At 73.1% G+C, this 20,464-nt stretch carries 15 protein-coding genes; 6 read left to right on the forward strand and 9 right to left on the reverse strand.

Annotated elements, in window-relative coordinates; translation table 11 throughout:
* Positions 1–16: 16 nt before the first annotated feature.
* The 8 genes from ACZ5CZ_RS06215 to ACZ5CZ_RS06250 form a co-directional block, all read right to left on the reverse strand.
* A complete protein-coding gene (locus ACZ5CZ_RS06215) occupies positions 17–940 on the reverse strand; it encodes a S66 peptidase family protein (protein ID WP_385842923.1) in 924 nt (307 codons plus the stop codon).
* Positions 937–2,892, reverse strand: coding sequence for a prolyl oligopeptidase family serine peptidase (locus tag ACZ5CZ_RS06220; RefSeq protein WP_468939675.1), 1,956 nt, complete (start codon positions 2,890–2,892; stop codon positions 937–939). Before ACZ5CZ_RS06220 ends, ACZ5CZ_RS06215 begins: the two co-directional genes overlap by 4 nt.
* Positions 2,893–2,909: 17 nt before the next feature.
* Positions 2,910–4,214, reverse strand: coding sequence for a M20/M25/M40 family metallo-hydrolase (locus ACZ5CZ_RS06225; protein WP_468939678.1), 1,305 nt, complete (start codon positions 4,212–4,214; stop codon positions 2,910–2,912).
* Positions 4,207–5,040, reverse strand: a complete 834-nt coding sequence (locus ACZ5CZ_RS06230; RefSeq protein ID WP_468939680.1) for a M55 family metallopeptidase — start codon at positions 5,038–5,040, stop codon at positions 4,207–4,209. Before ACZ5CZ_RS06230 ends, ACZ5CZ_RS06225 begins: the two co-directional genes overlap by 8 nt.
* A gap of 64 nt (positions 5,041–5,104) precedes the next feature.
* Positions 5,105–5,824 carry a class I SAM-dependent methyltransferase gene (locus ACZ5CZ_RS06235; RefSeq protein WP_468939683.1) on the reverse strand — a complete coding sequence of 240 codons (720 nt, stop codon included), beginning with the start codon at positions 5,822–5,824 and terminating at the stop codon, positions 5,105–5,107.
* A gap of 132 nt (positions 5,825–5,956) precedes the next feature.
* Positions 5,957–8,407 carry an ATP-binding SpoIIE family protein phosphatase gene (locus ACZ5CZ_RS06240; protein WP_385842928.1) on the reverse strand — a complete coding sequence of 817 codons (2,451 nt, stop codon included), beginning with the start codon at positions 8,405–8,407 and terminating at the stop codon, positions 5,957–5,959.
* A 152-nt stretch (positions 8,408–8,559) separates the two neighbouring features.
* Positions 8,560–10,959: an MFS transporter gene (locus ACZ5CZ_RS06245; RefSeq protein WP_468939687.1), complete on the reverse strand. Its 2,400-nt coding sequence runs from the start codon at positions 10,957–10,959 to the stop codon at positions 8,560–8,562.
* A gap of 180 nt (positions 10,960–11,139) precedes the next feature.
* Entirely contained in the window at positions 11,140–11,583 is a 444-nt protein-coding gene (locus ACZ5CZ_RS06250) for an SRPBCC family protein (protein WP_385842930.1), read from the reverse strand.
* Positions 11,584–11,729: 146 nt separating this feature from the next.
* Between ACZ5CZ_RS06250 and ACZ5CZ_RS06255 the strand changes: the two genes are divergently transcribed.
* The 3 genes from ACZ5CZ_RS06255 (at position 11,730) to ACZ5CZ_RS06265 (ending at position 14,914) form a co-directional block, all read left to right on the forward strand.
* Positions 11,730–12,770 (forward strand): Rv2578c family radical SAM protein, encoded by a 1,041-nt coding sequence (locus tag ACZ5CZ_RS06255; RefSeq protein ID WP_385842931.1) that lies wholly within the window; start codon positions 11,730–11,732, stop codon positions 12,768–12,770.
* Positions 12,771–12,905: 135 nt separating this feature from the next.
* The gene (locus tag ACZ5CZ_RS06260; RefSeq protein WP_468939691.1) at positions 12,906–14,465 is read left to right on the forward strand and encodes an alpha/beta hydrolase; all 1,560 of its coding nucleotides are present in this window, start codon (positions 12,906–12,908) and stop codon (positions 14,463–14,465) included.
* A gap of 50 nt (positions 14,466–14,515) precedes the next feature.
* Positions 14,516–14,914, forward strand: a complete 399-nt coding sequence (locus ACZ5CZ_RS06265) for a RidA family protein (RefSeq protein WP_468939693.1) — start codon at positions 14,516–14,518, stop codon at positions 14,912–14,914.
* Between the two features lie 20 nt (positions 14,915–14,934).
* On the opposite strand, the gene ACZ5CZ_RS06270 is transcribed toward ACZ5CZ_RS06265, so the two are convergent.
* On the reverse strand, positions 14,935–15,519 hold the full coding sequence (locus ACZ5CZ_RS06270) for an adenylosuccinate lyase (RefSeq protein ID WP_468939696.1): 585 nt from the start codon (positions 15,517–15,519) through the stop codon (positions 14,935–14,937).
* 386 nt (positions 15,520–15,905) lie between these two features.
* Between ACZ5CZ_RS06270 and ACZ5CZ_RS06275 the strand changes: the two genes are divergently transcribed.
* From ACZ5CZ_RS06275 to ccrA, 3 genes are all read left to right on the forward strand, one after another.
* Positions 15,906–17,711 (forward strand): 3-hydroxyacyl-CoA dehydrogenase family protein, encoded by a 1,806-nt coding sequence (locus ACZ5CZ_RS06275; protein ID WP_385842936.1) that lies wholly within the window; start codon positions 15,906–15,908, stop codon positions 17,709–17,711.
* A gap of 136 nt (positions 17,712–17,847) precedes the next feature.
* Complete coding sequence (locus tag ACZ5CZ_RS06280) at positions 17,848–18,669, forward strand: TetR family transcriptional regulator (RefSeq protein ID WP_450786032.1); 822 nt, start codon at positions 17,848–17,850, stop codon at positions 18,667–18,669.
* A gap of 450 nt (positions 18,670–19,119) precedes the next feature.
* Entirely contained in the window at positions 19,120–20,457 is a 1,338-nt protein-coding gene (gene ccrA, locus ACZ5CZ_RS06285) for a crotonyl-CoA carboxylase/reductase (protein WP_385843025.1), read from the forward strand.
* Positions 20,458–20,464 lie beyond the last annotated feature (7 nt).

A 20,464-nucleotide genomic window follows, 5' to 3' on the forward strand; every position in this document is an offset into this window, starting at 1 on the left:
ACGGTCCTGCCGCCGGTCAGCGCAGCGCGGGCGTGTCCAGGGTCAAGGTGCCCGCGTCGGCGTCGAGTTCGGCCGCCACGCCGAAGGGGACGGTGAGCGCGTCCGCGCCGTGCCCGAAGCCCATCTGCTCCAGGACCGGGACGCCGAGCCCGGCGAGCCGGTCGGCGAGGACGGGGCGCAGCTCCTCGTACGGCCCGCAGCCGTGCCAGGAGCCGAGTCCGATCCCGGTGACCCCGTCGAGCCAGCCGGTGCGCAGCAGCTGGGTCAGCAACCGGTCGACGGCGTACGGCCGTTCGCCCACGTCCTCGATCAGCAGCAGTCCGCCGCGGGCGCCGGGCCGGGCGAACGGAGTGCCGAGGTCGGTGGCGAGCAGGCTGAGGCAGCCGCCGAGGGTGACACCACGGGCCCGGCCGGGCACCAGGGCCGTGCCGGTGGTGGCCACGGACTGCACGGTCTCCGGGTGGAAGAGGGTGGCCCTGAGGTGGTCCTGGGCGCGGGCGCTCTTGACGAAGTCGATCCCGGCGGCCACCGGGCCGTGCAGGGTGACCAGGCCGAGGCGGGTGGCGAAGGCCTGGTGCAGGGCGGTGACGTCGCTGAAGCCGACCAGCACCTTGGGTCCGGCGGCGCGCAGCGCGTCCCAGTCGAGCAGGTCGACCATGCGCTGGGCGCCGTAGCCGCCGCGGGCGCACAGCACGGCGGCGACGGACGGGTCGCACCAGGCCCGCTGGAAGTCGGCGGCGCGGTCGGCGTCCCGGCCCGCCAGATAGCGCAGCCCGTCGTGCCGGTCCAGGACATGGGGGGCCACGACCGGGTCCAGGTCCCAGCCGCGCAGCACGTCGAGCCCGAGCTGGAGCCGCTCCTCGGGCACCGGCCCACTGGGCGCGACCACGGCGACCCGGGCGCCCGGGGCCAGGCGCCGGGGGCGCTGGAGTTCCTTCACGTGTGCAGCTCCGTCCTCGGGACACCGGGCATGTCCAGTCCGAACACCTGAGCGTACAGCGACAGCTCGGCCTCCAGCGCGCGCACGGTGGTCTCGGCCCGCCGGAAGCCGTGCCCCTCCCCCGCGAAGGTGAGGTAGGCGTGCGGCACGCCCCGGCCGCCGAGGCGGGCGAGGAAGCGTTCGCACTGGGCGGGCGGACAGACCGCGTCGTCCAGGCCCTGGAGCAGCAGGAACGGCGCGGTGAGCCGGTGGGCGTGGCGGGTCGGCGAGCGCTCGGCGTACCGCTGTGGCACCTCGGCGAACGGGCCGACCAGCGACTCGAGGTAGTGGGACTCGAAGTCGTGGGTGTCCTGCGGCCCCCAGGTGGCCAGGTCCAGGACCGGGTAGCGGATGGTGCCGCAGGCGTAGACGTCGGTGGTGGTCAGGGAGGCGGCGGCGGTCCAGCCGCCCGCGCTGCCGCCCCGGATCGCGAGCCGGGCGGGGTCGGCGGTGCCCTCCTCGGCGAGGGCGCGGGCGACGGCCGCGCAGTCCTGGACGTCGGCCACGCCCCACTGCCCGCGCAGCCGCTCGCGGTAGGCCCGGCCGTATCCGGTGGAGCCGCCGTAGTTCACCTCGGCGACACCGATGCCGCGGGAGGTGAAGCAGGCGATCGCCAGGTCCAGCACGAGCGGCGCCCGGTCGGTGGGACCGCCGTGCACCCAGATGACATAGGGCGGCAGCTCGCCGTCCGGGGCGGAGTACTCCGGGTGGTGCGGCGGATAGACCTGGGCGTGCACCGGGCGGCCGCCGGGCCCCGGGAAGGTGCGGACGCGCGGCTCGGGGTAGTAGGCGGGGTCGACGGGGTCGCGGTGGCGGGCGCCGACGGGGCGGGCCCGGCCGGTGGCGGTGTCCAGCTCCACGACCTCGTAGCCGCTGCGCGGGCTCGCCCCGACGGCGGCCACCCGGTCGCCGTGCGTGGCGAGGGTGGGCGCGAACTCGGTCCACGGCCCGGCGGCGTCGACGACCTCGCCCGATGCCGGGTCCAGTATCCCGAGCACGGCCGGCCCCCGGCCGTGGACGACCGCGATCAGCCCGTTCTCCAGCGGCGCGAACCACTGAAGGCCGAGCTGCCACAGCGGCCCGCCGAACTCCTCCTCGCGGGGGCACAGCGGGGTGCCGTCGCGGTAGAGGTTCCACCAGCCGCCGCGGTCACTGGTGTACAGCAGGGCGCCGTCCGGGTACGACCACTCGACCTGGGCGACGGCTTCGTCCGGTCCGCCGGCGACGGTGCGCACCCGCTCCAGCGTGCCCCCGTCCGTCACCTCGGCGACGAGCAGGTCCGTGCCGTCCCACGGCATCCGCGGATGGTCCCAGCCCAGCCAGGCGGCGCGCCGGCCGTCCGGCGACAGCCGCGGCCCGGTGACGAACCGGTGCCGCGCCGGGGCGAGTTCGCGTACGGCGCGGCGGTCCTCGGCGGCCGAGCCGTCCAGCGGTACGGCGGCCAGGACCCGTCGTACGTCACCCGGGCCGTCCCCGGTGAACTCCTCCAGCACACACCACACCTCGCCGCGCGCGAGGTCCACCCGCGGCTCCGCCCAGCGCAGCCCGCCGCCCACCGCGGACACCGGGGTCAGCGGGCGGGGCTCGCCGCCCGGCTCGTACCGGTAGAGCCGCCGGTCGGCGAAGTGCGCGAAGACGACGAGCGGATGCCCGTCGCGCGACACCGCGGTCCAGGGCCGGCCGCCGTACTCCATGACGCGGCCGCGCACGTTCCACGGCGTGGGCAGTACCGTTTCCGCCCGTCCGTCGGCGCGGCGCCGGACCAGGGCCCGGCGGCCGCCCTCGGCGGGCCGGGGCTCGGTCCACCACACCTCGTCGCCGACGAAGCCGACCCACTCGGGCCGGCCGTCGTGCGCGGCGGCCAGGGCCGCGTCGACGGGCGACGGCCAGGATCCGTACGGCGCCTCGGTCATCCGGCGGTCCTCCGTGGCTAGGCGGTGCGCAGGAAGCGGTCGAGGACCCGCACGCCGAACTCCAGTGCCGCCACCGGTACGCGCTCGTCCACCCCGTGGAACAGCGCCTGGTAGTCGAGGTCCTCGGGCAGCTTCAGCGGGGTGAAGCCGTAGCCGGTGATGCCGAGCCGGGAGAACTGCTTGGCGTCGGTGCCGCCCGGCATGCAGTACGGCACGACGTGTCCCTCGGGCGCGAACTCCTCGACGGCGGCCCGCATCCGGGCGAAGGTCGGCGTGTCCACCGGTGCCTGGAGGGCGACCTCCCGGTGGATGAACTCCCAGCTGATGTCGGGGCCGGTCAGCTCGTCCAGGGTGGCGCGGAACTCCTCCTCGGTGCCGGCGAGGAACCGCCCGTCGACATGGGCGACCGCCTCGCCCGGAATGACGTTGACCTTGTAACCGGCCGCCAGCATCGTCGGGTTGGCGCTGTTGCGGACGGTCGCCTCCACCAGCTGGGCGGCCGGGCCGAGCTTGTCCAGCAGCAGGTCCGGGTCGGTGAGGTCGGCGTCGATGCCGTAGAGGGCGGCGAGTTCGGCGAGGGCGGCCCGCACCGTCGGGGTGAGCCGGGACGGCCACCGGTGCTCGCCGATGCGGGTGACGGCGGCGGCGAGCCGGGTCACCGCGTTCTCCTCGTTGACCTTGGAGCCGTGTCCGGCGCGGCCGCGGGCGGTGAGCTTCAGCCAGCCGGTGCCCCGCTCCCCCGCGGCGATCGGATAGATCTGCCGGCCGGCGCCGTCGTGGAAGGTGAAGGCGCCCGACTCGCCGACGCCCTCGGTGCAGCCCTCGAAGAGTTCGGGGTGGTGGTCGGCGAGGAAGCCGGAGCCGTCCTCGGCGCTGGCCTCCTCGTCCGCGGTGAAGGCGATGACGAGATCGCGGCGGGGCCGTACCCCCTGCCGGGCCCAGGAGCGGACGACCGCCAGGATCATCGCGTCCATGTTCTTCATGTCGACGGCGCCCCGCCCCCACACCACGCCGCCCTGGACCTCCCCGGAGAAGGGGTGCACGCTCCAGTCGGCGGCCTCGGCCGGAACCACGTCGAGATGGCCGTGGACCAGCAGCGCGTCGGCGGACGGGTCGGTGCCCTCGATCCGGGCGACCACGTTGGTACGGCCCGGGGTACGCTCCAGCAGCAGCGGTTCCAGGCCGGCGCCGGCCAGCCGTTCGGCGGCGTACTCGGCGGCCGGCCGCTCCCGGCAGTCGCCGCCGCCGCGGTTGGTGGTGTCGATCCGGATCAGGCCGGAGGTGAACTCGACCACCTCGTCCAGGGCCTGCTGGTCAGCCATACTGCTCCTCCACGGCGGCGGAGGCGATCGTGGTGACCGCCTTGAACGTGCGAATGGCCTCGTACATGGTCGGACTGCGGTACGCCACCTTGCGCTCCCCGGTCCGCTGCACACCGGGGACGACGGTTGCGGCCATCGCCAGATGCTCGGCGTCGAACTCCACCGCGACGGTGTGCGGGCCGCCGTGCACGGGCTCGTACCGGACGGCGAGCCGTGCGGCCTCCTTGGCGGCGGCGCGGATGTCGGCGGCGGTACGGGCCGGGGTGCGGCAGACGGCCGCGTACCGCGAGACATGGTCCTTCACGGCGACCTTCAGCGCCTCGGGCGCATAGCCGAGGGCGTCCTCGCAGGCGATGTCGTCGCCGGTGACCAGGACGACCGGGACGCCGTACTCGGCGACGACGCGGGCGTTGAGGAGCCCCTCGCTGGCGCGGACGTCGTCCAGCCAGACCCCGGTGATCTGGTTGGCGAGGTAGGTGTGGGCGAGGACGCCCTCCATGCCGGCGCCCGCGTGGTAGCCGACGAACGCGATGCCGTCGACGTCCCCGTGCTGGACGCCCTCCACCATGGACAGCGCCTTGTGCCGTCCGGTGAGCATCTCGATCCGCTCGTCGAGGTGTTCCAGCAGCAGGTTCCGCATGGTCGAGTGCGCCTCGTTGACGAGCACCTGGTCGGCGCCGCCGTCGAAGAAGCCCTGGGCGGCGGCGTTCACGTCCGAGGTGAACATCGACCGGCACCGCTGCCACTCCGGCGTCCCCGGCAGCACGTCCGCCGGCCAGGTGACACCGGTCGCCCCCTCCATGTCCGCACTGATGAGGATCTTCATGCCGGCTCACGTTACGCGCCCCACCCCACCGGCACCACGACCCCGGGCCGGTACGCGGAACTCCTTACTTGGCGGCGAGTACGAACCACCGGGCGGGTAGGTCGATGCGGGTGCCGTCCAGGAGGTGCTCCGTCTGGGGCAGGACCGTCTCTCCGCTGTCCAGGACGGCCAGGCCGGCCTCCCCGAGCAGCCGGGGGATCTCCTCGTCGTCGGCGTCGGCGGGCTTCAGGCCGTGCTTGAAGACACGCTGGAGCTTGGGTCCCGGCCCGCCCGGCTGGGAGGCGGCGCGCTTGAGGACGTCCCGGGAGCCGGAGGTCAGCTCCACGACGAAGGCACGGCCCTCGGTGCCGAGGAGCGTGGCGACGGCGGCGGCGACCGCGGGGCGTGCGGCCGGTTCGCTCTGGTGGGTGACGGCCCGCATATAGACGTTGCTGTCGCCGAGCCGGTCGTGCAGGGCGCGTACGGCGTCGGTGTCGGTGAGGTCGAGCTGCTGGAACTCGGGCCCGTCACCGCCCGAGGCGCGGCGGGCGTGGGCGACCGCCGCGTGCGAGAGGTCGACGCCGACCGCGCGGGCGAAGCGGGTGGCGAGGTAGCGGGTCTGGGTGCCGTTGCCGCAGCCGAGGTCGACCACGGTGCGGCCCGGGTCGGCGTACGGCAGGAGCAGTTCGGCGTGCGGTGCGGCGCCGAGGGAGGGGTCGGAGTCCCATATGGCCTCGCCCCGGGCCTCGGAGGTGGCGCTCCAGTAACTCTCCCAGGCGCTGCGGTAGTTGTCCGAGACGTTCATACGATCTCCCCACGGGTCGGTTCCGTGATCGGAATATCGTGGTGATCGGGGACAGGGCAAGAGGCCTGGAGCCACCTTCACGAGATATACGGAGCTGCGAGGGGGCGCGCTGACAACGGCACGCCCCCCTTACTACCGTTCCGTGAGCGCCTGCTCGAACCAGACCGTCTTGCGGTGGCCGCTGGCGCTGGCGCCCCACTCGCGGGCGAGCCGGCTGACCACCCGCAGTCCACGGCCGGACTCGTCGTCGGGCGCGGCGCTCACCATGGCCGGCAGGGCTGGCTCGTCGTCGGTGACCTCGAACAGCAGGGCGTTGGTGCGGACCACCCGCAGCTCGACCGGGTCGCTCCCGGCGTGCCGGACCGCGTTGGTGACGACCTCGCTGACCAGCAGTTCGGCGGTGTCCACGGCCTGCGGCAGGCCCCAGTCGAGGAGCCGTTCGCGGACCAGGCGGCGGGCCCGGCCCACCTCGCGGGGGTCGGCGCCGAGCCGCCAGGCGGCGACATGGTCGTCCGGGATGCCGTTGAGACGGGCCATGAGCAGGGCGACGTCGTCCTTGCGGCCGTCGCGGGTGTTGAGGGCGCGGATGATGGTGTCGCAGGCGTCGTCCATGGAGGCGGCCGGGTGGGCGGCGGACTCGCAGAGCGCGGCGAGACCCTCGCCGATGTCGGTGCCGCGCACCTCGACCAGGCCGTCGGTGCACAGCACCAGCCGGTCGCCGGGCGCGACCTTGACCCGGATCGCCTCGAAGGGGACACCGCCGACCCCTATGGGCGCACCGGTGGGCAGTTCGAGGAGCCGGCTGCTGCCGTCCTCGGCCCGGACCAGCACGGGCGGGATGTGTCCGGCGTTGGCGAGGTGGAGTTCGCCGCGGATGGGGTCGTAGACGGCGTAGAGGCAGGTGGCGAGGTAGTTGTCGCCGAGCCGGCGGGCCAGGTCGTCCAGGTTGCGCAGCAGCTGGGCGGGCGGGGTCTCCATGGCGGCCATGGTCTGCACGGCGGTGCGCAGCTGGCCCATCATGGCGGCCGAGTTGAGGCCGTGGCCCATGACGTCGCCGACCACGAGGGCGGTGCGTGAGCCGGGCAGTTTGATGGTGTCGAACCAGTCGCCACCGATCCGGCCGAGCCGGGTGCCGGGCAGATAGCGGGTGGCGATGTCGCAGCCGGCCATCCTCGGCTCGACCTGCGGCAGCATGCTGTCCTGGAGGGTGTCGGCGACGTTCTCCTGGTAGGTGTACATGCGCGCGTTGTCGAGGACGAGGCCCGCGCGGGCGGCGAGTTCGGCGCCGGTGGTGCGGTCCATGTCGTCGAAGGCGGGCCGGTCCGGGCGGCGCATCAGCACCATGAAGCCGAGGACGACGTTGCGTGCCTTGAGCGGGACGATCAGCAGGGACCTGCCGCCGATGAGCGGCCTGAGGTCGCGCTTCTCGAACTCGCCGGAGATGCGCTCGGACAGCTCCTCGGTGACCCGTGGGACGAGCACCGGTTCACCGGTGACCATGCACCGGTAGAACGGCGTGTGCTCGGGGAAGGCGAAGGCCTCGCCGACGGGCACGGTGTCGTCCCAGCGGCCGGGTTCGTCGTTGTGCTCGACCCAGACGCGGAACATCACGGTGCTGGCGTCGGGCGGCCCGTCCGGGAAGTCCTCGCCGGCCAGGACCGCGGCCCGCAGATGGGTGCCGGCGAAGTCGGCGAACCGGGGGACGGCGGCGCTGGTGACCTCGCGGATGGTCTCGCCGAGGTCGAGGGAGGAGCCGATGCGGGAGCTGACCTCGTTGAGGAACTCCAGCCGCTCGCGGACGGCGGCGTACTCCAGCTCCTGTTCGGCGCCCGCCGGGACCACGACGGCGCCCGCGGCCCGCGGCTGCGGTACGACGGCCTGGGCACGGCTGCCGCGTCCGGGGCGGCGCGGAACGCCCCAGTACGGGGTCACCGGCACCCGGTCGAACTGGCTGAACTCCAGGACGGGGTAGCCGAGTTCCAGGACCTGGGAGACGATGCGGCCGCTGAGTCCGGGGCCCATGTTGGGCAGGATCTCGGGCAGCCGCCGTTCGAGTTCCGCGGAGGCGGGCAGTTCGGTGTGGCGGGCGAAGCCGGGCGAGATGCGTTCGGCGGTCTCGTCCTCGTGGCCGCGGTCCTCGCACAGCCGGGTGGCGTCGGTGGCGAGCACGAGCAGCCGGGAGTCGTCGGGGCCGACCAGCGGGTAGGCCCACCACAGCACGTCGATCCGCTCGCCCTCGGGGTGCCGGCCGGGCGGCACCAGGCGGGCGCGGCCCGCGGTGGCGTAGGCGGTGTCGCCGCCGAGCGAGGCCTCCAGGTCGGGGCCGAGCCCGTCGTAGGACTCGAAGGCGTCCGGCGTGGGGTCGCCCTGGTCGGGGAGCGCGCCGGAGACGGGCAGCAGATCCGCCGCGGGCTGCCCCACCGCCTGCTGCCGTGCCACGCCGAACAACCGGCCCGCGCCGCTGCTCCAGTGCGACACCAGGCCGTTGCGGTCGACGACGACAACGGCCAGCGGAATCCGGCCGGGCGCGGCGCTGCCGGCGCCGCGACCGGGAGGTGTGTCCCGCTCGCTGCCACGGTCCATGGCCCAGGCCCTCTCTCCCCACGGCTGTACAAAACGATCTGTGCCGCCCGCCACTACCGTACGGCGACGTCCGGTCGCGATGTGTGCCGAATCCTGGAATTGGTCACCCCGGATCGGTGCCGGTCGCGGCGGTGCGCGGCCCGGCGCCCGGGTCAGTCCTCGTGGCCGAGCTGGAGATCCCGCTCGGTCCGGCCACCGCCCGCGACCTGGAGAACCGTGGCGACCGGCGGGTAACCTGCGGCGATGACGGTGTACTCGCCGGAGGAGAGGTCGACGAACCGGAAGGTGCCGTCCGCTTTGGTGGTGAGGGTGTCGACGACATTGCCGGCGGCGTCGAGGAGGGTGACGCGCGCGTCCTCCACGGGGCGTCCGCCGCTCGCCCGGACGGTGCCCCGCAGCACGGCGCCGCCGGCGAGCTCGACGTCCTGGCGGGTCTCCCGGGAGGCCTGCACGGTGACGGGGAGCGCGGCGGGCCGGTAGGCGGGGGCGCTGGCGGCGAGGGTGTACTCGCCGGCGACCAGTTCGGTGATGACGTAACCGCCCTCGCGGCCGCTGCGGACGGCGGCGACGACCTCGCCGTGGACGTTGGTGAGGGTGACGGTGGCGTCCCGGACGGGGGTGCCGTCGGCGGTGCGGACACAGCCGGCGAGGCGGCCGGCGCCGCCGAGGACGACGTCGAGTTCCACGGGGCGTTCGCCGACGGTGACGGAGACGGCCTGCGGCTGGTGGCCGCCGGCGGCGGCGATCAGGACGTACGCCCCGGAGCCCGGGGTGGACAGCGCGTACCGGCCGTCCTCGCCGCTCGCTCCGCGGCCGATCTGCTGTCCGGCGGCGTCGATCAGGGTGAGCGCCGCGCGGGGCACCACGGTGCCGTCCGGGTGCTGCACGGTGCCGCAGACCGGGACTCCGGCGGCGTACGACGACCGGGGCTGCGGAAGCGGGGCGGGCACCGGCGCGGGCTGCGGATCGGTGGCGGGGGTGTGGTGGGACACCAGGGGTTTCTCCTTGAGGAAGAAGGCGATGAGCAGGCCGAGGACGAGCACCGGGACGAGGTAGAGGAAGATCCGGGGCATCGCGTCGGCGTAGGCGCGGATGTAGGCGTCGCGCAGGGCCGGGGGCAGCGCGTGGACGAGCTGCGGGGTGAGGGAGTCGGGGTCGGGCAGCCGGCCGCCCGCGCGCGGGGGCAGTGCGGTGCGCAGGGAGCGGCTGAGCCGGTCGGCGAAGAGGGTGCCGAAGATCGCGGCGCCGACGCTGCCGCCGATCTGCCGGAAGTAGTTGTTGGCGCTGGTGGCGGTGCCGAGGTCGGCGGGGCGTACGGAGTTCTGCACGGCCAGGACGAGGACGGGCATCACCAGGCCGATGCCGGCGCCGAGGACGGCCATCCAGATGCTGTAGTGCAGCCGGGGCGTGTCGGTCTGGAGCCGGGACAGCAGCCACATGCCGACGGCGGCGACGGCGCTGCCGAGCACGGGGAACACCTTGTAGCGGCCGGTGTGGCTGATGAGCTGTCCGCCGACGACGGAGGCGCCGACGATCCCGGCCATCATGGGCAGCATCAGCAGCCCGGACCCGGTGGCGCTGGCCCCGTCGACCATCTGGAGGAAGGTCGGCAGATAGCTGGCGGCGCCGAACAGGGCCACGCCGACCACCAGGCCGACCAGGCCGCTGACGTTGAACACCGAGTCGCGGAAGAGCCGGAGCGGGATGAGGGGTTCGGCGGCGAAGCGCTCGGCGACGAGGAAGAGGGCGGCGGCGGCCGCCGCGCCGGCGCCGAGGCCGACGATCTGCTTCGAGCCCCAGGCGTACTCGGTGCCGCCCCAGCTGGTCAGCAGGACCAGGCAGGTGGAGGCGACGGCGAGGAGCAGCGCGCCCGGCACGTCGAGGCGGCCGCGCGTGGCGGGTCTGGGGAGTTTCAGGACGGCGGTGACGACGGCGAGGGTGACCAGGCCGAAGGGGACGTTGACGTAGAAGCACCAGCGCCAGGAGAGGTGGTCGGTGAAGTAGCCGCCGAGCAGCGGGCCGGCGACGGAGGCGAGGCCGAAGGCGGCGCCGATCAGGCCCATGTAGCGGCCGCGTTCGCGGGGCGGCACGATGTCGGCGATGATCGCCTGCACGCCGATCATGAGTCCGCCGGCACCGACGCCCTGGACCGCGCGGAAGGCGATCAGCTGGTCCATGGACTGGGACCGGCCGGCGAGCGCGGAGCCGGCCACGAAGACGGCGATGGCGAACTGGAAGACGCCCTTGCGGCCGACGAGGTCGCCGAGCTTGCCGTACAGGGGCAGTCCGATGGTGGAGGTGAGCAGGTAGGCGGTGATCGCCCAGGACATCCGGTCCAGGCCGTGCAGTTCGCCGACGACCTTCGGCAGGGCGGTCGCGACGATCATCTGGTCGAGCGCGGCGAGGAGCAGGGCGAGCATCAGCCCGAAGAAGACGAGCCGGACGCGGCCCGCGCCGAGTGCGGCGGCCGGAGCGGGCGGCGGCGGTGCCTCGACGGCGTCCGGAGCCGGTGCCGTGTCCGGCTCGTGCTTCACCAGTGCCGTCCCGCCCATGTGCCGCTCCCCTCAGTCACACCTGTCACATGTCGCGCCTAAGGCAGGCAACTGCGGACAACTGCGGCGGGTTACGGTGCGCGGGGGGCCGGGGTGGAGATCCACCCGAACCGGTGAAGGGGGTCAACTCCGGAGGTCGGTTCCGGAAGTCAACTCCCCTTCACCGGCTGCCATTTGAGGCTACTGGGTGACCTCGCGCTCCAGGTTGGCGAGCAGGGCGTCGTAGATCCGGCCGAGGCCCTTGGGCGCGAAGGTCTTCTCGAAGAAGCCGCCGATGCCGCCGGCGCCCTGCCAGGTGGTGGTGACGACGACGCGGGACTTCCCCTCGCCGGCCGGGGTGACGCGCCAGGTGGTGACCATGGAGGAGTTGCGGTCCTTCTCGACCAGCTCGCCGTCGGTGGGCTCGCTGACCTCCAGCAGGCAGTCGCGCACCCGCTTGCTGGTGGCCTGGAGCTTCCAGTGGACGAGGGTGCCCTCGCCGTCGCCGCCCTCGCGCACCTCGTACTCGCTGAAGTGCTCGGGCAGCAGCTTCTGCCGCGTGCCGGAATAGTCGGCGAGGGCGTCGAACACCTTCTCCGCGTCCGCCGCGACGACCCGCTCCGTTGTGGCCTCGACCTGCGCCATTGCGTTCCTCCAGGACCTGGTTGCTCGGGGTTGGTAACCAACCACGGCAAGCCAACCACCCCGGCGCCCGGCCGCCCAAATCGGGGTCCGCACGATCATGGGAACACATGTTCTATTCTGTGCCGCAGTGCTACCGAGGAGGCGTCATGCGCTGGGACAACCTCACCGATCCCGCCGAGGAGACCGAGCACGGACGGGCCGAGCCGGCCCTGTTCGGCGCGGACGCGGTGACGACCCGCACCTTCGACACGCCCGAGTTCCGCGGGATCACCTTCCACGAGGTCCGGGCGCGCTCGGTGCTGAACCGGGTGCCGGGCGCCTCGCGCATGCCGTTCGAATGGACGGTCAATCCCTATCGGGGCTGCACGCACGCGTGCGTGTACTGCTTCGCGCGCAAGACGCACAGCTATCTGGACCTCGACACGGGCCTCGGCTTCGACTCCCAGATCGTGGTCAAGGTGAACGCCCCCGAGGTGCTGCGCCGTCAGCTCGCCTCCCGGCGCTGGCGCGGCGACCACATCGCGATGGGCACCAATGTCGACTGCTACCAGCGCGCCGAGGGCCGCTACCGGCTGATGCCGGGGATCATCTCGGCCCTCACCGAGCACGCGAACCCGTTCTCGATCCTCACCAAGGGCACGCTCATCCTGCGCGACCTGGAGCTGCTGGTGCGGGCGGCCGAGGTGACGGACGTGGGCGTCTCGGTCTCCGTGGGCTTCCTCGACACCGAGCTGTGGCGCACGGTGGAGCCGGGCACCCCCGCGCCCGAGCGCCGACTGGACGTCGTACGGGCCTTCGGCGAGCACGGCATCGGCTGCGGGGTGCTGATGGCGCCGGTGATCCCGTTCCTGAGCGACCGTCCGGAGCAGCTGCGGGCCGCGGTACGGGCCATCGCGGAGGCCGGGGCCACCTCGGTCACCCCGCTCACGCTGCATCTGCGGCCGGGCGCCCGCGAGTGGTTCATGGCCTGGCTGGCGCACCACCACCCGGACCTGGTGGGCCGCTACGAGCGCATGTACGCGCAAGGAGCCTACGCGCCGACGTGGTACCAGCGCCGGATCACCCGTCAGGTGCACGAGCTGGCGCAGGAGTACGGCATCGGACCCACGCGCGCGCGTGCGGCGCGCCGGATCCGGCCGGCCGAACCCGCGACCGGGTCCGAGCCCACCCAGCTGACCCTCATCTGAGCGCGTTCGAGGGCATCCCTCGGCCCAATCGGGTCAACTCCGGCCGGGACGCGTTCCTCGGGCCGCCGTTGCCGGGACGATCCGGCGAGAGCCGTGACCTCACGGTTCGCCGATCCCTCCGTCCCGGGAGGCCCCATGAGAAGACGCACGGCCGTGCTGTGCGCAGCCGCCGCGGTGCTGGCGGGCTCGGTCACCGCCGCCCCCGCGCGCGCGACCGCCGCCCCCGTTCCGCGGCTCGCCTGGAAGAAGTGCGGCACGAGCGAGTACCCGAGCATGCAGTGCGCGTCGCTGCGGGTGCCGCTGGACCACGCGAACCCGGCCGGCCGGACGATCAGTCTCGCCCTCTCGCGCGTCCCGCACACCGCCGCGGCCTCCCAGGGGCCGCTGCTGGTCAACCCCGGCGGCCCCGGCGGCAGCGGGCTGGCGCTGGCCGGCTTCGTCGCCGCCGCGCTGCCGCGGAGCGTGGCGGCCCGGTACGACGTGATCGGCTTCGATCCGCGCGGGGTGGGCGCCAGCGGCCCGGCCCTGGACTGCGCGCCCCGCCACTTCGCCCCGGTGCGCCCGGACACCGTGCCGGCCACGGCCGCGGTGGAACAGGCGAACCTGAAGCGGGCACGGTCCTTCGCCGCCGCGTGCGGCCGCCGGCACGCCGACGTCCTGCCCTACATGGACACGGTCAGCGCCGCGCGGGACCTCGACGCGATCCGGGAGGCGCTGGGCGCGCCCACGATCAGCTACTTCGGCTACTCCTACGGCACCTACCTGGGCGCGGTCTACGCCAAGCTGTATCCGCAGCGGGTGCGCCGGCTGGTGCTGGACTCGATCGTGGATCCGTCGGGTGTCTGGTACCGGGACAACCTGGGCCAGGACTACGCCTTCAACGACCGCCACCGCGCGCTGATGGCGTGGATCGCCCGGCACGACGCGGCATACCGGCTCGGCAGGGACCCCGAGAAGGTGGAGGCCGCCTGGTACGCGATGCGGGCGGCGCTGGCGAAGCGGCCCGCCGCGGGGAAGGTCGGCGCCGCGGAGCTGGAGGACACCTTCATCCCGGGCGGCTACTTCGACGGCTACTGGCCCTATCTCGCCGAGGCGTTCGCGGCCTACGTCCACCACAAGGAGACCGCGCCGCTGGTGGAGGCGTACAAGAGTCTCGGAGCCGTGGACTCCGCCGGCGACAACGGCTACAGCGTCTACACGGCCGTGCAGTGCCGTGACGTGGCCTGGCCGCGCGGCTGGAGCCGGTGGCGTGCGGACACCTGGAAGGTGTACGGCAAGGCGCCCTTCATGGCCTGGAACAACGCCTGGTACAACGCGCCGTGCGCGTTCTGGCCGGTCGGCTCCGGTACGCCGGTGAACATCGCCAACGCCAAGCTCCCGCCGGCGCTGCTGTTCCAGGCGACGGACGACGCGGCGACCCCGTACCCGGGCGGTGTCACGGTGCACCATCTGCTGGCCCGCTCCAGCCTGGTGGTCGAGCAGGGCGGCGGCAACCACGGCGTCACGCTCGGCGGCAACGCCTGTCCGGACCGGTATCTGGCCGCGTATCTGACGGACGGCACGGTGCCGCGCGGTGCCGGTGTGGCGGACGCGGTGTGCCACAGGTCCCCGGAGCCGGAACCGCTCAAAGCGAAGGCGGCGCCGCTCTCCTCCGCCGGTGCGGTGCTGCACCGCCTGCTGGGCTTCCGCCGGTAACTCCGCGGGAGGCCGGGGGCGTTGTCAGTGGCGTGATCCACAATGGCGCCATGACCGAACCCATCCGGATCCCGGCCCCCGACGGGGTCGCCCCCGCCGCCCAGTACAGCCATGTGGTCACGGCGACCGGCCGCCTGGTCGCCGTCTCCGGCCAGCTCCCCCTGGACGAGGAGGGCCGGCTGGTCGGCCCGGGCAACCCGGCCGCCCAGGCCCGCCAGGTCTTCGAGAACCTCCGGCGCTGTCTGGCCGCGGCCGGGGCGGGCTTCGAGCACGTGATCAAGCTGACGTACTTCGTCACGGACATGTCCCACCTGCCGGCCCTCCGCACGGCCCGCGCCGCCCACATACCCGACACCCGCCTGCCGGCCTCCTCCGCCGTCCAGGTGGCCGCCCTGGTCTCCCCGGACTTCCTGATGGAGGTGGAGGCACTGGCCGTACTGGACGCCTGACCCCGCTCACGGCCGGGGTGTCAGCGCGTCTGCTTCTGCTCGGGGATGCGGGCCAGGGCGTGGACCGCCGCCTCGGCCAGGGCCGGGTGGGCCAGGGCCTCGGTCAGGATGCGGCGGGCCCGGGGGTCGGCGAGGGTGCCGAGCCCCTCCACGCAGGCGAGGGCGACGCGGCGGTAGGGGTCGTGCGGGCGGAGGCGGCGTTCCAGGGTGGTGATCAGCGCGGGCACGGACTCGGGGGCGCGCAGGGCGACCAGCAGCCGGACCGGGTGCAGGGCGTAGGCCACGCGCAGTTCGTTGGTGGCGAGGGCAGCGGCCGCGCGGGCCGTACGCGGGTCGTCGAGCCGGGCCAGGGCGTGCGCGGCGGCGGCGCAGCGCGGCGGGTCGCGGTGGTTGAGCAGCAGCACCAGGGACTCGAAGGCGCGCCGGTCGCCCGCGCGGCCGAGCCGGAACGCGGCCAGTTCCCGCGCCCAGAGGGGCTGGCCGGGGGCGGTGAGGACCTCGGCCAGTTCGTCGTGGTCCTCGGTCGCCAGCAGGCGGTCGAACGCCGCCGAGCCGCCCGATTCCTGCCGTAAGCGCTCCGTGAGCGCTCGCAACTCTTCGTCCACGGGGTCCAGCGTAGGCGGCCCGCGGGCACAGAGGGAGGTACATCACAAACTCCGGGGGCTGGCGCGCTCGTTACCCGCCGGTTAAGCTCATACGAGCGAGACACCCTCTCGCATCCTCGCTGGCGACGGTTTGGTGACGCGGCCGTCGCGGGCATCTGTCGGTTCGGTGCGGCGAGTACCGCCGAACACCGCAGTACGACCCGGCTCCGGGACAGAGCCGGTCGGAGATCCGCCGCTGCCGGGCGTGTGCGCGCCCGTGGCACCGGCAGTACCGGGCGTGTGCGCTCGCAGCCCGGCCACACCCGCACCTCTTCTCCGCTCCGTGGTGTGCCTTCGGGCACACCCGGCGCGTTCCTCGTCGTCACCCTCATCCCTGGAGCCCCGCGATGGCCACTCCCCGCTCCGACGCAAGCCTGTCCCCGCTCAAGACGATCGCCGTCGTCGGTCTCGGCACCATGGGCACCGGCATCACCGAAGTCCTTCTGAAGGCCGGCCGCGAGGTGATCGGCATCGACATCAGCGAGGCGCAGGCCGCCCGCTCGCTGGCCGCCCTGGAGGCCTCCACCGCCCGCTGTGTGGAGCGCGGCCGGATCTCCGAGCAGGAGCGCGCCGACGCCCTGGCCCGGCTGCGCACCGGCACCGACCTCGCCGCGGCGGCCGACGCCGACCTCGTCATCGAGGTGGCCCCGGAGTCGTACGAGGTCAAGCAGCAGATCTTCCGTGCGCTGGACGGCATCGTCCGCCCCGAGACGATCCTCGCGACCGGCACCAACGCCCTGTCCGTGACCCGGCTCGCCGCCGACTCCGCGCGCCCCGAGCGGGTGCTCGGGCTGCACTTCTTCAACCCGGCCCCGGCGATGAAGCTGGTCGAGATCGTCTCCTCGGTGCTGACGGCCCCGCAGGCCGTGGCCGCCGTCACCGACCTCGCGGTCGAGCTGGGCAAGGAACCGGTCGCGGTCGGCGACCGCCCCGGGTTCGTCGCGGACGGGCTGCTGTTCGGCTACCTCAACCAGGCGGCCGCGATGTACGAGTCCCGGTACGCCTCCCGCGAGGACATCGACGCGGCGATGCGGCTCGGCTGCGGCCTGCCGATGGGCCCGCTCGCGCTCCTGGACCTGATCGGCGTCGACACCGCGCGCACGGTCCTGGAGGCCATGTACGCCGAGTCCCAGGACCGGCTGCACGCCCCCGCCCCGATCCTGAAGCAGCTCAGCGAGGCGGGCCTGACCGGCCGCAAGTCCGGGCGCGGCTTCTACACCTACGCGGCGCCGGGCAGCGCCACGGTGGTGCCGGACGCGCTGACCCCGGGCGCGGACGGCACCGGCGCGGCCGGCCGCTCCGTCCGCTCGGTCGGCGTCGCCGGCTCCGGGACCATGGCCTCCGGCATCGCCGAGGTGTTCGCGAAGGCCGGGTACGAGGTCGTGCTGGCCGCCCGCAGCGAGGAGAAGGCGCAGACCGCCAAGGCCAGGATCGGCAAGTCCCTGGCCCGCTCCGTGGACAAGGGCCGGCTGACGGCCGAGGCCGCCGCGCAGACGCTGGACCGGATCACCCCGGCCGGGTCCTACGACGCCTTCGCCGAGGTCGACCTGGCCGTCGAGGCGGTCGCCGAGGACCTGGAGATCAAGCGGCAGCTGTTCCAGACGCTGGACAAGGTCTGCAAGCCCGGGGCGGTGCTGGCCACCACCACCTCCTCGCTGCCCGTCGTCGCCTGCGCCCGCGCCACCTCGCGCCCGCAGGACGTGATCGGCATGCACTTCTTCAACCCGGCCCCCGCGATGAAGCTGGTCGAGGTGGTCCGCACGGTGCTCACCGCGGACGACGTCCACGCCACCGTCCGCGAGGTCTGCACGAAGATCAGGAAGCACGCGGTGGACTGCGGCGACCGGGCCGGCTTCATCGTCAACGCGCTGCTGTTCCCGTACCTCAACAACGCGGTCAAGATGGTCCAGGAGCACTACGCCTCGCTGGACGACATCGACGCGGCGATGCGGCTGGGCGGCGGCTACCCGATGGGCCCGTTCGAGCTGCTGGACGTGGTCGGCCTGGATGTCTCGCTGGCCATCGAGAAGGTGCTGCACCGCGAGTTCCGCGACCCGGGGCTGGCCCCGGCGCCGCTCCTGGAGCACCTGGTGGCCGCGGGCTGCCTCGGCCGCAAGACGGGCCGCGGCTTCCGCGAGTATGCCCGCCGCTGACGGCGCCGGCGACTGGTACGACGCGGAGACGGACTGGGGCGGACTGCTCGGCCCGGCCGCGGGACCCCCGCCCCCCGGGGGCGGGGGATGCCCCGCACCTGCGCACCGAGCTGCGCACATGCAGTACTTTCGGGTCATGTCCCAGCCCGCCAAGTCCTCACGTACACCAGCTACGCCCGACGCGCCGGAAAGTGCCGCAGGCAGTCGCGCCGCCGCCCAGCGGCTGAAAATGCGCCGAGAACTGGCGGCCGCAGCCATGGAGCTGTTCGCGACCAAGGGGTACGAGGCCACCACCGTCGACGAGATCGCGGCCGCGGCCGGGGTGGCCCGCCGCACCTTCTTCCGCCACTTCCGCTCCAAGGAAGAGGCGATCTTCCCGGACCACGACGACACACTGATCCGTGCCGAGGCGGTCCTCAACGCCGCCCCGGCGCACGAGCACCCGCTCGACACCGTGTGCCGCGGCATCAAGGAAGTCATGAAGATGTACGCGGCGCGGCCGGAGATCTCGGTCGCCCGCTACAAGCTCACCCGCGAGGTGCCCACCCTGCGCGAGGCCGAGATCGCCTCGGTGGCCCGCTACGAGCGCCTGTTCACCCGCTACCTCCTCGGGCACTTCGACGAGCACGCGCACGCCGACGACGCCAACGACGACCCGCTGCTCGCCGAGGTGGCCGCCTCGGCGGTGGTCACCGCCCACAACCATGTGCTCCGGCGCTGGCTGCGGGCGGGCGGCCAGGGCGATGTGGAGGCCCAGCTCGACCACGCCTTCGCGATCGTCCGCAAGACCTTCGGCACCGGCATCGGGGCGGGGCGCACCCCCGCCGGCCGGCCGGCCGGCACCCCGGCCCCGGCGACGGTCTCCCCGCACGGTGAGGTGCTGGTCACGGTCGCCCGCACCGACGCCCCGCTGGAGGAGGTCATGCGCACCATCGAGGAGGCGCTCAAGGAGCGCTGATCCCGCTTCACCGCTGTGACGACGGCCACCCGACGGGGTGGCCGTTTTGGCATGTCAGGGCACCTTTTCGAGCAGATTTCAGGGCCCGTTCGATCGATCATCGCTCATTTGTTACGTAAAGATTTCATCTGAGACGAGGTTCTGGCACTCAGTGCCTTGTCACCTGACACGCGGTGTCATACGTTGAAGGTGTCCGGGCGGCCGGCGAGCAGAGACCATGCGTTCGCCGGCTGTCCCCGCAAGCCGCCGGCTCGCGCGCCCGGACGCCTGCGTCACAGGCAACCTCCCGCGCCACAAAGCGCTGCCGAAGCACCACCGAGCCGAACCGACGGCACCCCTTCAAAAACCCTCAGCAGCACTTTTCCACCCTCAGCAGCACTCCAAGCAGCACCGACGAACCCCCAGCGCCCCTCCCTCAGGGCGCTCACCGCCGGAGGCAACACCGTGACCGTGAAGGACATCCTGGACGCGATCCAGTCGAAGGACGCCACGTCCGCAGACTTCGCCGCCCTGCCGATCCCCGAGTCGTACCGCGCGATCACCGTGCACAAGGACGAGACGGAGATGTTCGCGGGCCTCGCGACCCGCGACAAGGACCCGCGCAAGTCGATCCACCTCGACGAGGTCCCCGTGCCCGAACTCGGCCCGGGCGAGGCGCTGGTGGCCGTGATGGCCTCCTCCGTCAACTACAACTCGGTGTGGACCTCGATCTTCGAGCCGCTGTCCACGTTCGGGTTCCTGGAGCGCTACGGCCGCACCAACGAGCTGGCCAAGCGCCACGACCTGCCGTACCACATCATCGGCTCCGACCTCGCGGGCGTCGTCCTGCGCACCGGCCCGGGCGTGAACGCCTGGAAGCCCGGTGACGAGGTCGTCGCGCACTGCCTGTCCGTCGAGCTGGAGTCCTCCGACGGCCACAACGACACCATGCTCGATCCCGAGCAGCGCATCTGGGGCTTCGAGACCAACTTCGGCGGTCTCGCCGAGATCGCGCTCGTCAAGTCCAACCAGCTGATGCCGAAGCCGCAGCACCTGAGCTGGGAGGAGGCCGCCGCCCCGGGCCTGGTCAACTCGACCGCCTACCGGCAGCTGGTGTCCCGCAACGGCGCCGGCATGAAGCAGGGCGACAACGTGCTCATCTGGGGCGCGAGCGGCGGCCTCGGCTCGTACGCCACCCAGTTCGCGCTGGCCGGCGGCGCCAACCCGATCTGTGTCGTCTCCAGCCCGCAGAAGGCGGAGATCTGCCGCTCGATGGGCGCCGAGGCGATCATCGACCGCAACGCCGAGGGCTACAAGTTCTGGAAGGACGAGAACACCCAGGACCCGAAGGAGTGGAAGCGCTTCGGCAAGCGCATCCGCGAGCTGACCGGCGGCGAGGACATCGACATCGTCTTCGAGCACCCCGGCCGCGAGACCTTCGGCGCCTCCGTGTTCGTCACCCGCAAGGGCGGCACCATCACCACCTGCGCCTCGACCTCGGGCTACATGCACGAGTACGACAACCGGTATCTGTGGATGTCGCTGAAGCGGATCATCGGCTCGCACTTCGCGAACTACCGCGAGGCCTGGGAGGCCAACCGCCTCATCGCCAAGGGCAAGATCCACCCGACGCTGTCGAAGACCTACTCCCTGGAGGAGACCGGCCAGGCCGCCTACGACGTCCACCGCAACCTGCACCAGGGCAAGGTCGGCGTGCTGTGCCTGGCCCCCGAGGAAGGCCTCGGCGTGCGCGACCCGGAGATGCGCGCGAAGCACATCGACGCCATCAACCGCTTCCGGAACGTCTGAGAGCCGC

The sequence above is a fragment of the Streptomyces sp. NPDC031418 genome, from assembly GCF_055581605.1.

What these genes read in the sequence shown, in the direction of transcription:
- ACZ5CZ_RS06220 (WP_468939675.1), bottom strand. Translation starts at nt 2,892, where the DNA reads ATGACCGAGGCGCCGTACGGATCCTGGCCGTCGCCCGTCGACGCGGCC.
- ACZ5CZ_RS06225 (WP_468939678.1), bottom strand. Translation starts at nt 4,214, where the DNA reads ATGGCTGACCAGCAGGCCCTGGACGAGGTGGTCGAGTTCACCTCCGGC.
- ACZ5CZ_RS06230 (WP_468939680.1), bottom strand. Translation starts at nt 5,040, where the DNA reads ATGAAGATCCTCATCAGTGCGGACATGGAGGGGGCGACCGGTGTCACC.
- ACZ5CZ_RS06235 (WP_468939683.1), bottom strand. Translation starts at nt 5,824, where the DNA reads ATGAACGTCTCGGACAACTACCGCAGCGCCTGGGAGAGTTACTGGAGC.
- ACZ5CZ_RS06240 (WP_385842928.1), bottom strand. Translation starts at nt 8,407, where the DNA reads ATGGACCGTGGCAGCGAGCGGGACACACCTCCCGGTCGCGGCGCCGGC.
- ACZ5CZ_RS06245 (WP_468939687.1), bottom strand. Translation starts at nt 10,959, where the DNA reads ATGGGCGGGACGGCACTGGTGAAGCACGAGCCGGACACGGCACCGGCT.
- ACZ5CZ_RS06250 (WP_385842930.1), bottom strand. Translation starts at nt 11,583, where the DNA reads ATGGCGCAGGTCGAGGCCACAACGGAGCGGGTCGTCGCGGCGGACGCG.
- ACZ5CZ_RS06255 (WP_385842931.1), top strand. Translation starts at nt 11,730, where the DNA reads ATGCGCTGGGACAACCTCACCGATCCCGCCGAGGAGACCGAGCACGGA.
- ACZ5CZ_RS06260 (WP_468939691.1), top strand. Translation starts at nt 12,906, where the DNA reads ATGAGAAGACGCACGGCCGTGCTGTGCGCAGCCGCCGCGGTGCTGGCG.
- ACZ5CZ_RS06265 (WP_468939693.1), top strand. Translation starts at nt 14,516, where the DNA reads ATGACCGAACCCATCCGGATCCCGGCCCCCGACGGGGTCGCCCCCGCC.
- ACZ5CZ_RS06275 (WP_385842936.1), top strand. Translation starts at nt 15,906, where the DNA reads ATGGCCACTCCCCGCTCCGACGCAAGCCTGTCCCCGCTCAAGACGATC.
- ACZ5CZ_RS06280 (WP_450786032.1), top strand. Translation starts at nt 17,848, where the DNA reads ATGTCCCAGCCCGCCAAGTCCTCACGTACACCAGCTACGCCCGACGCG.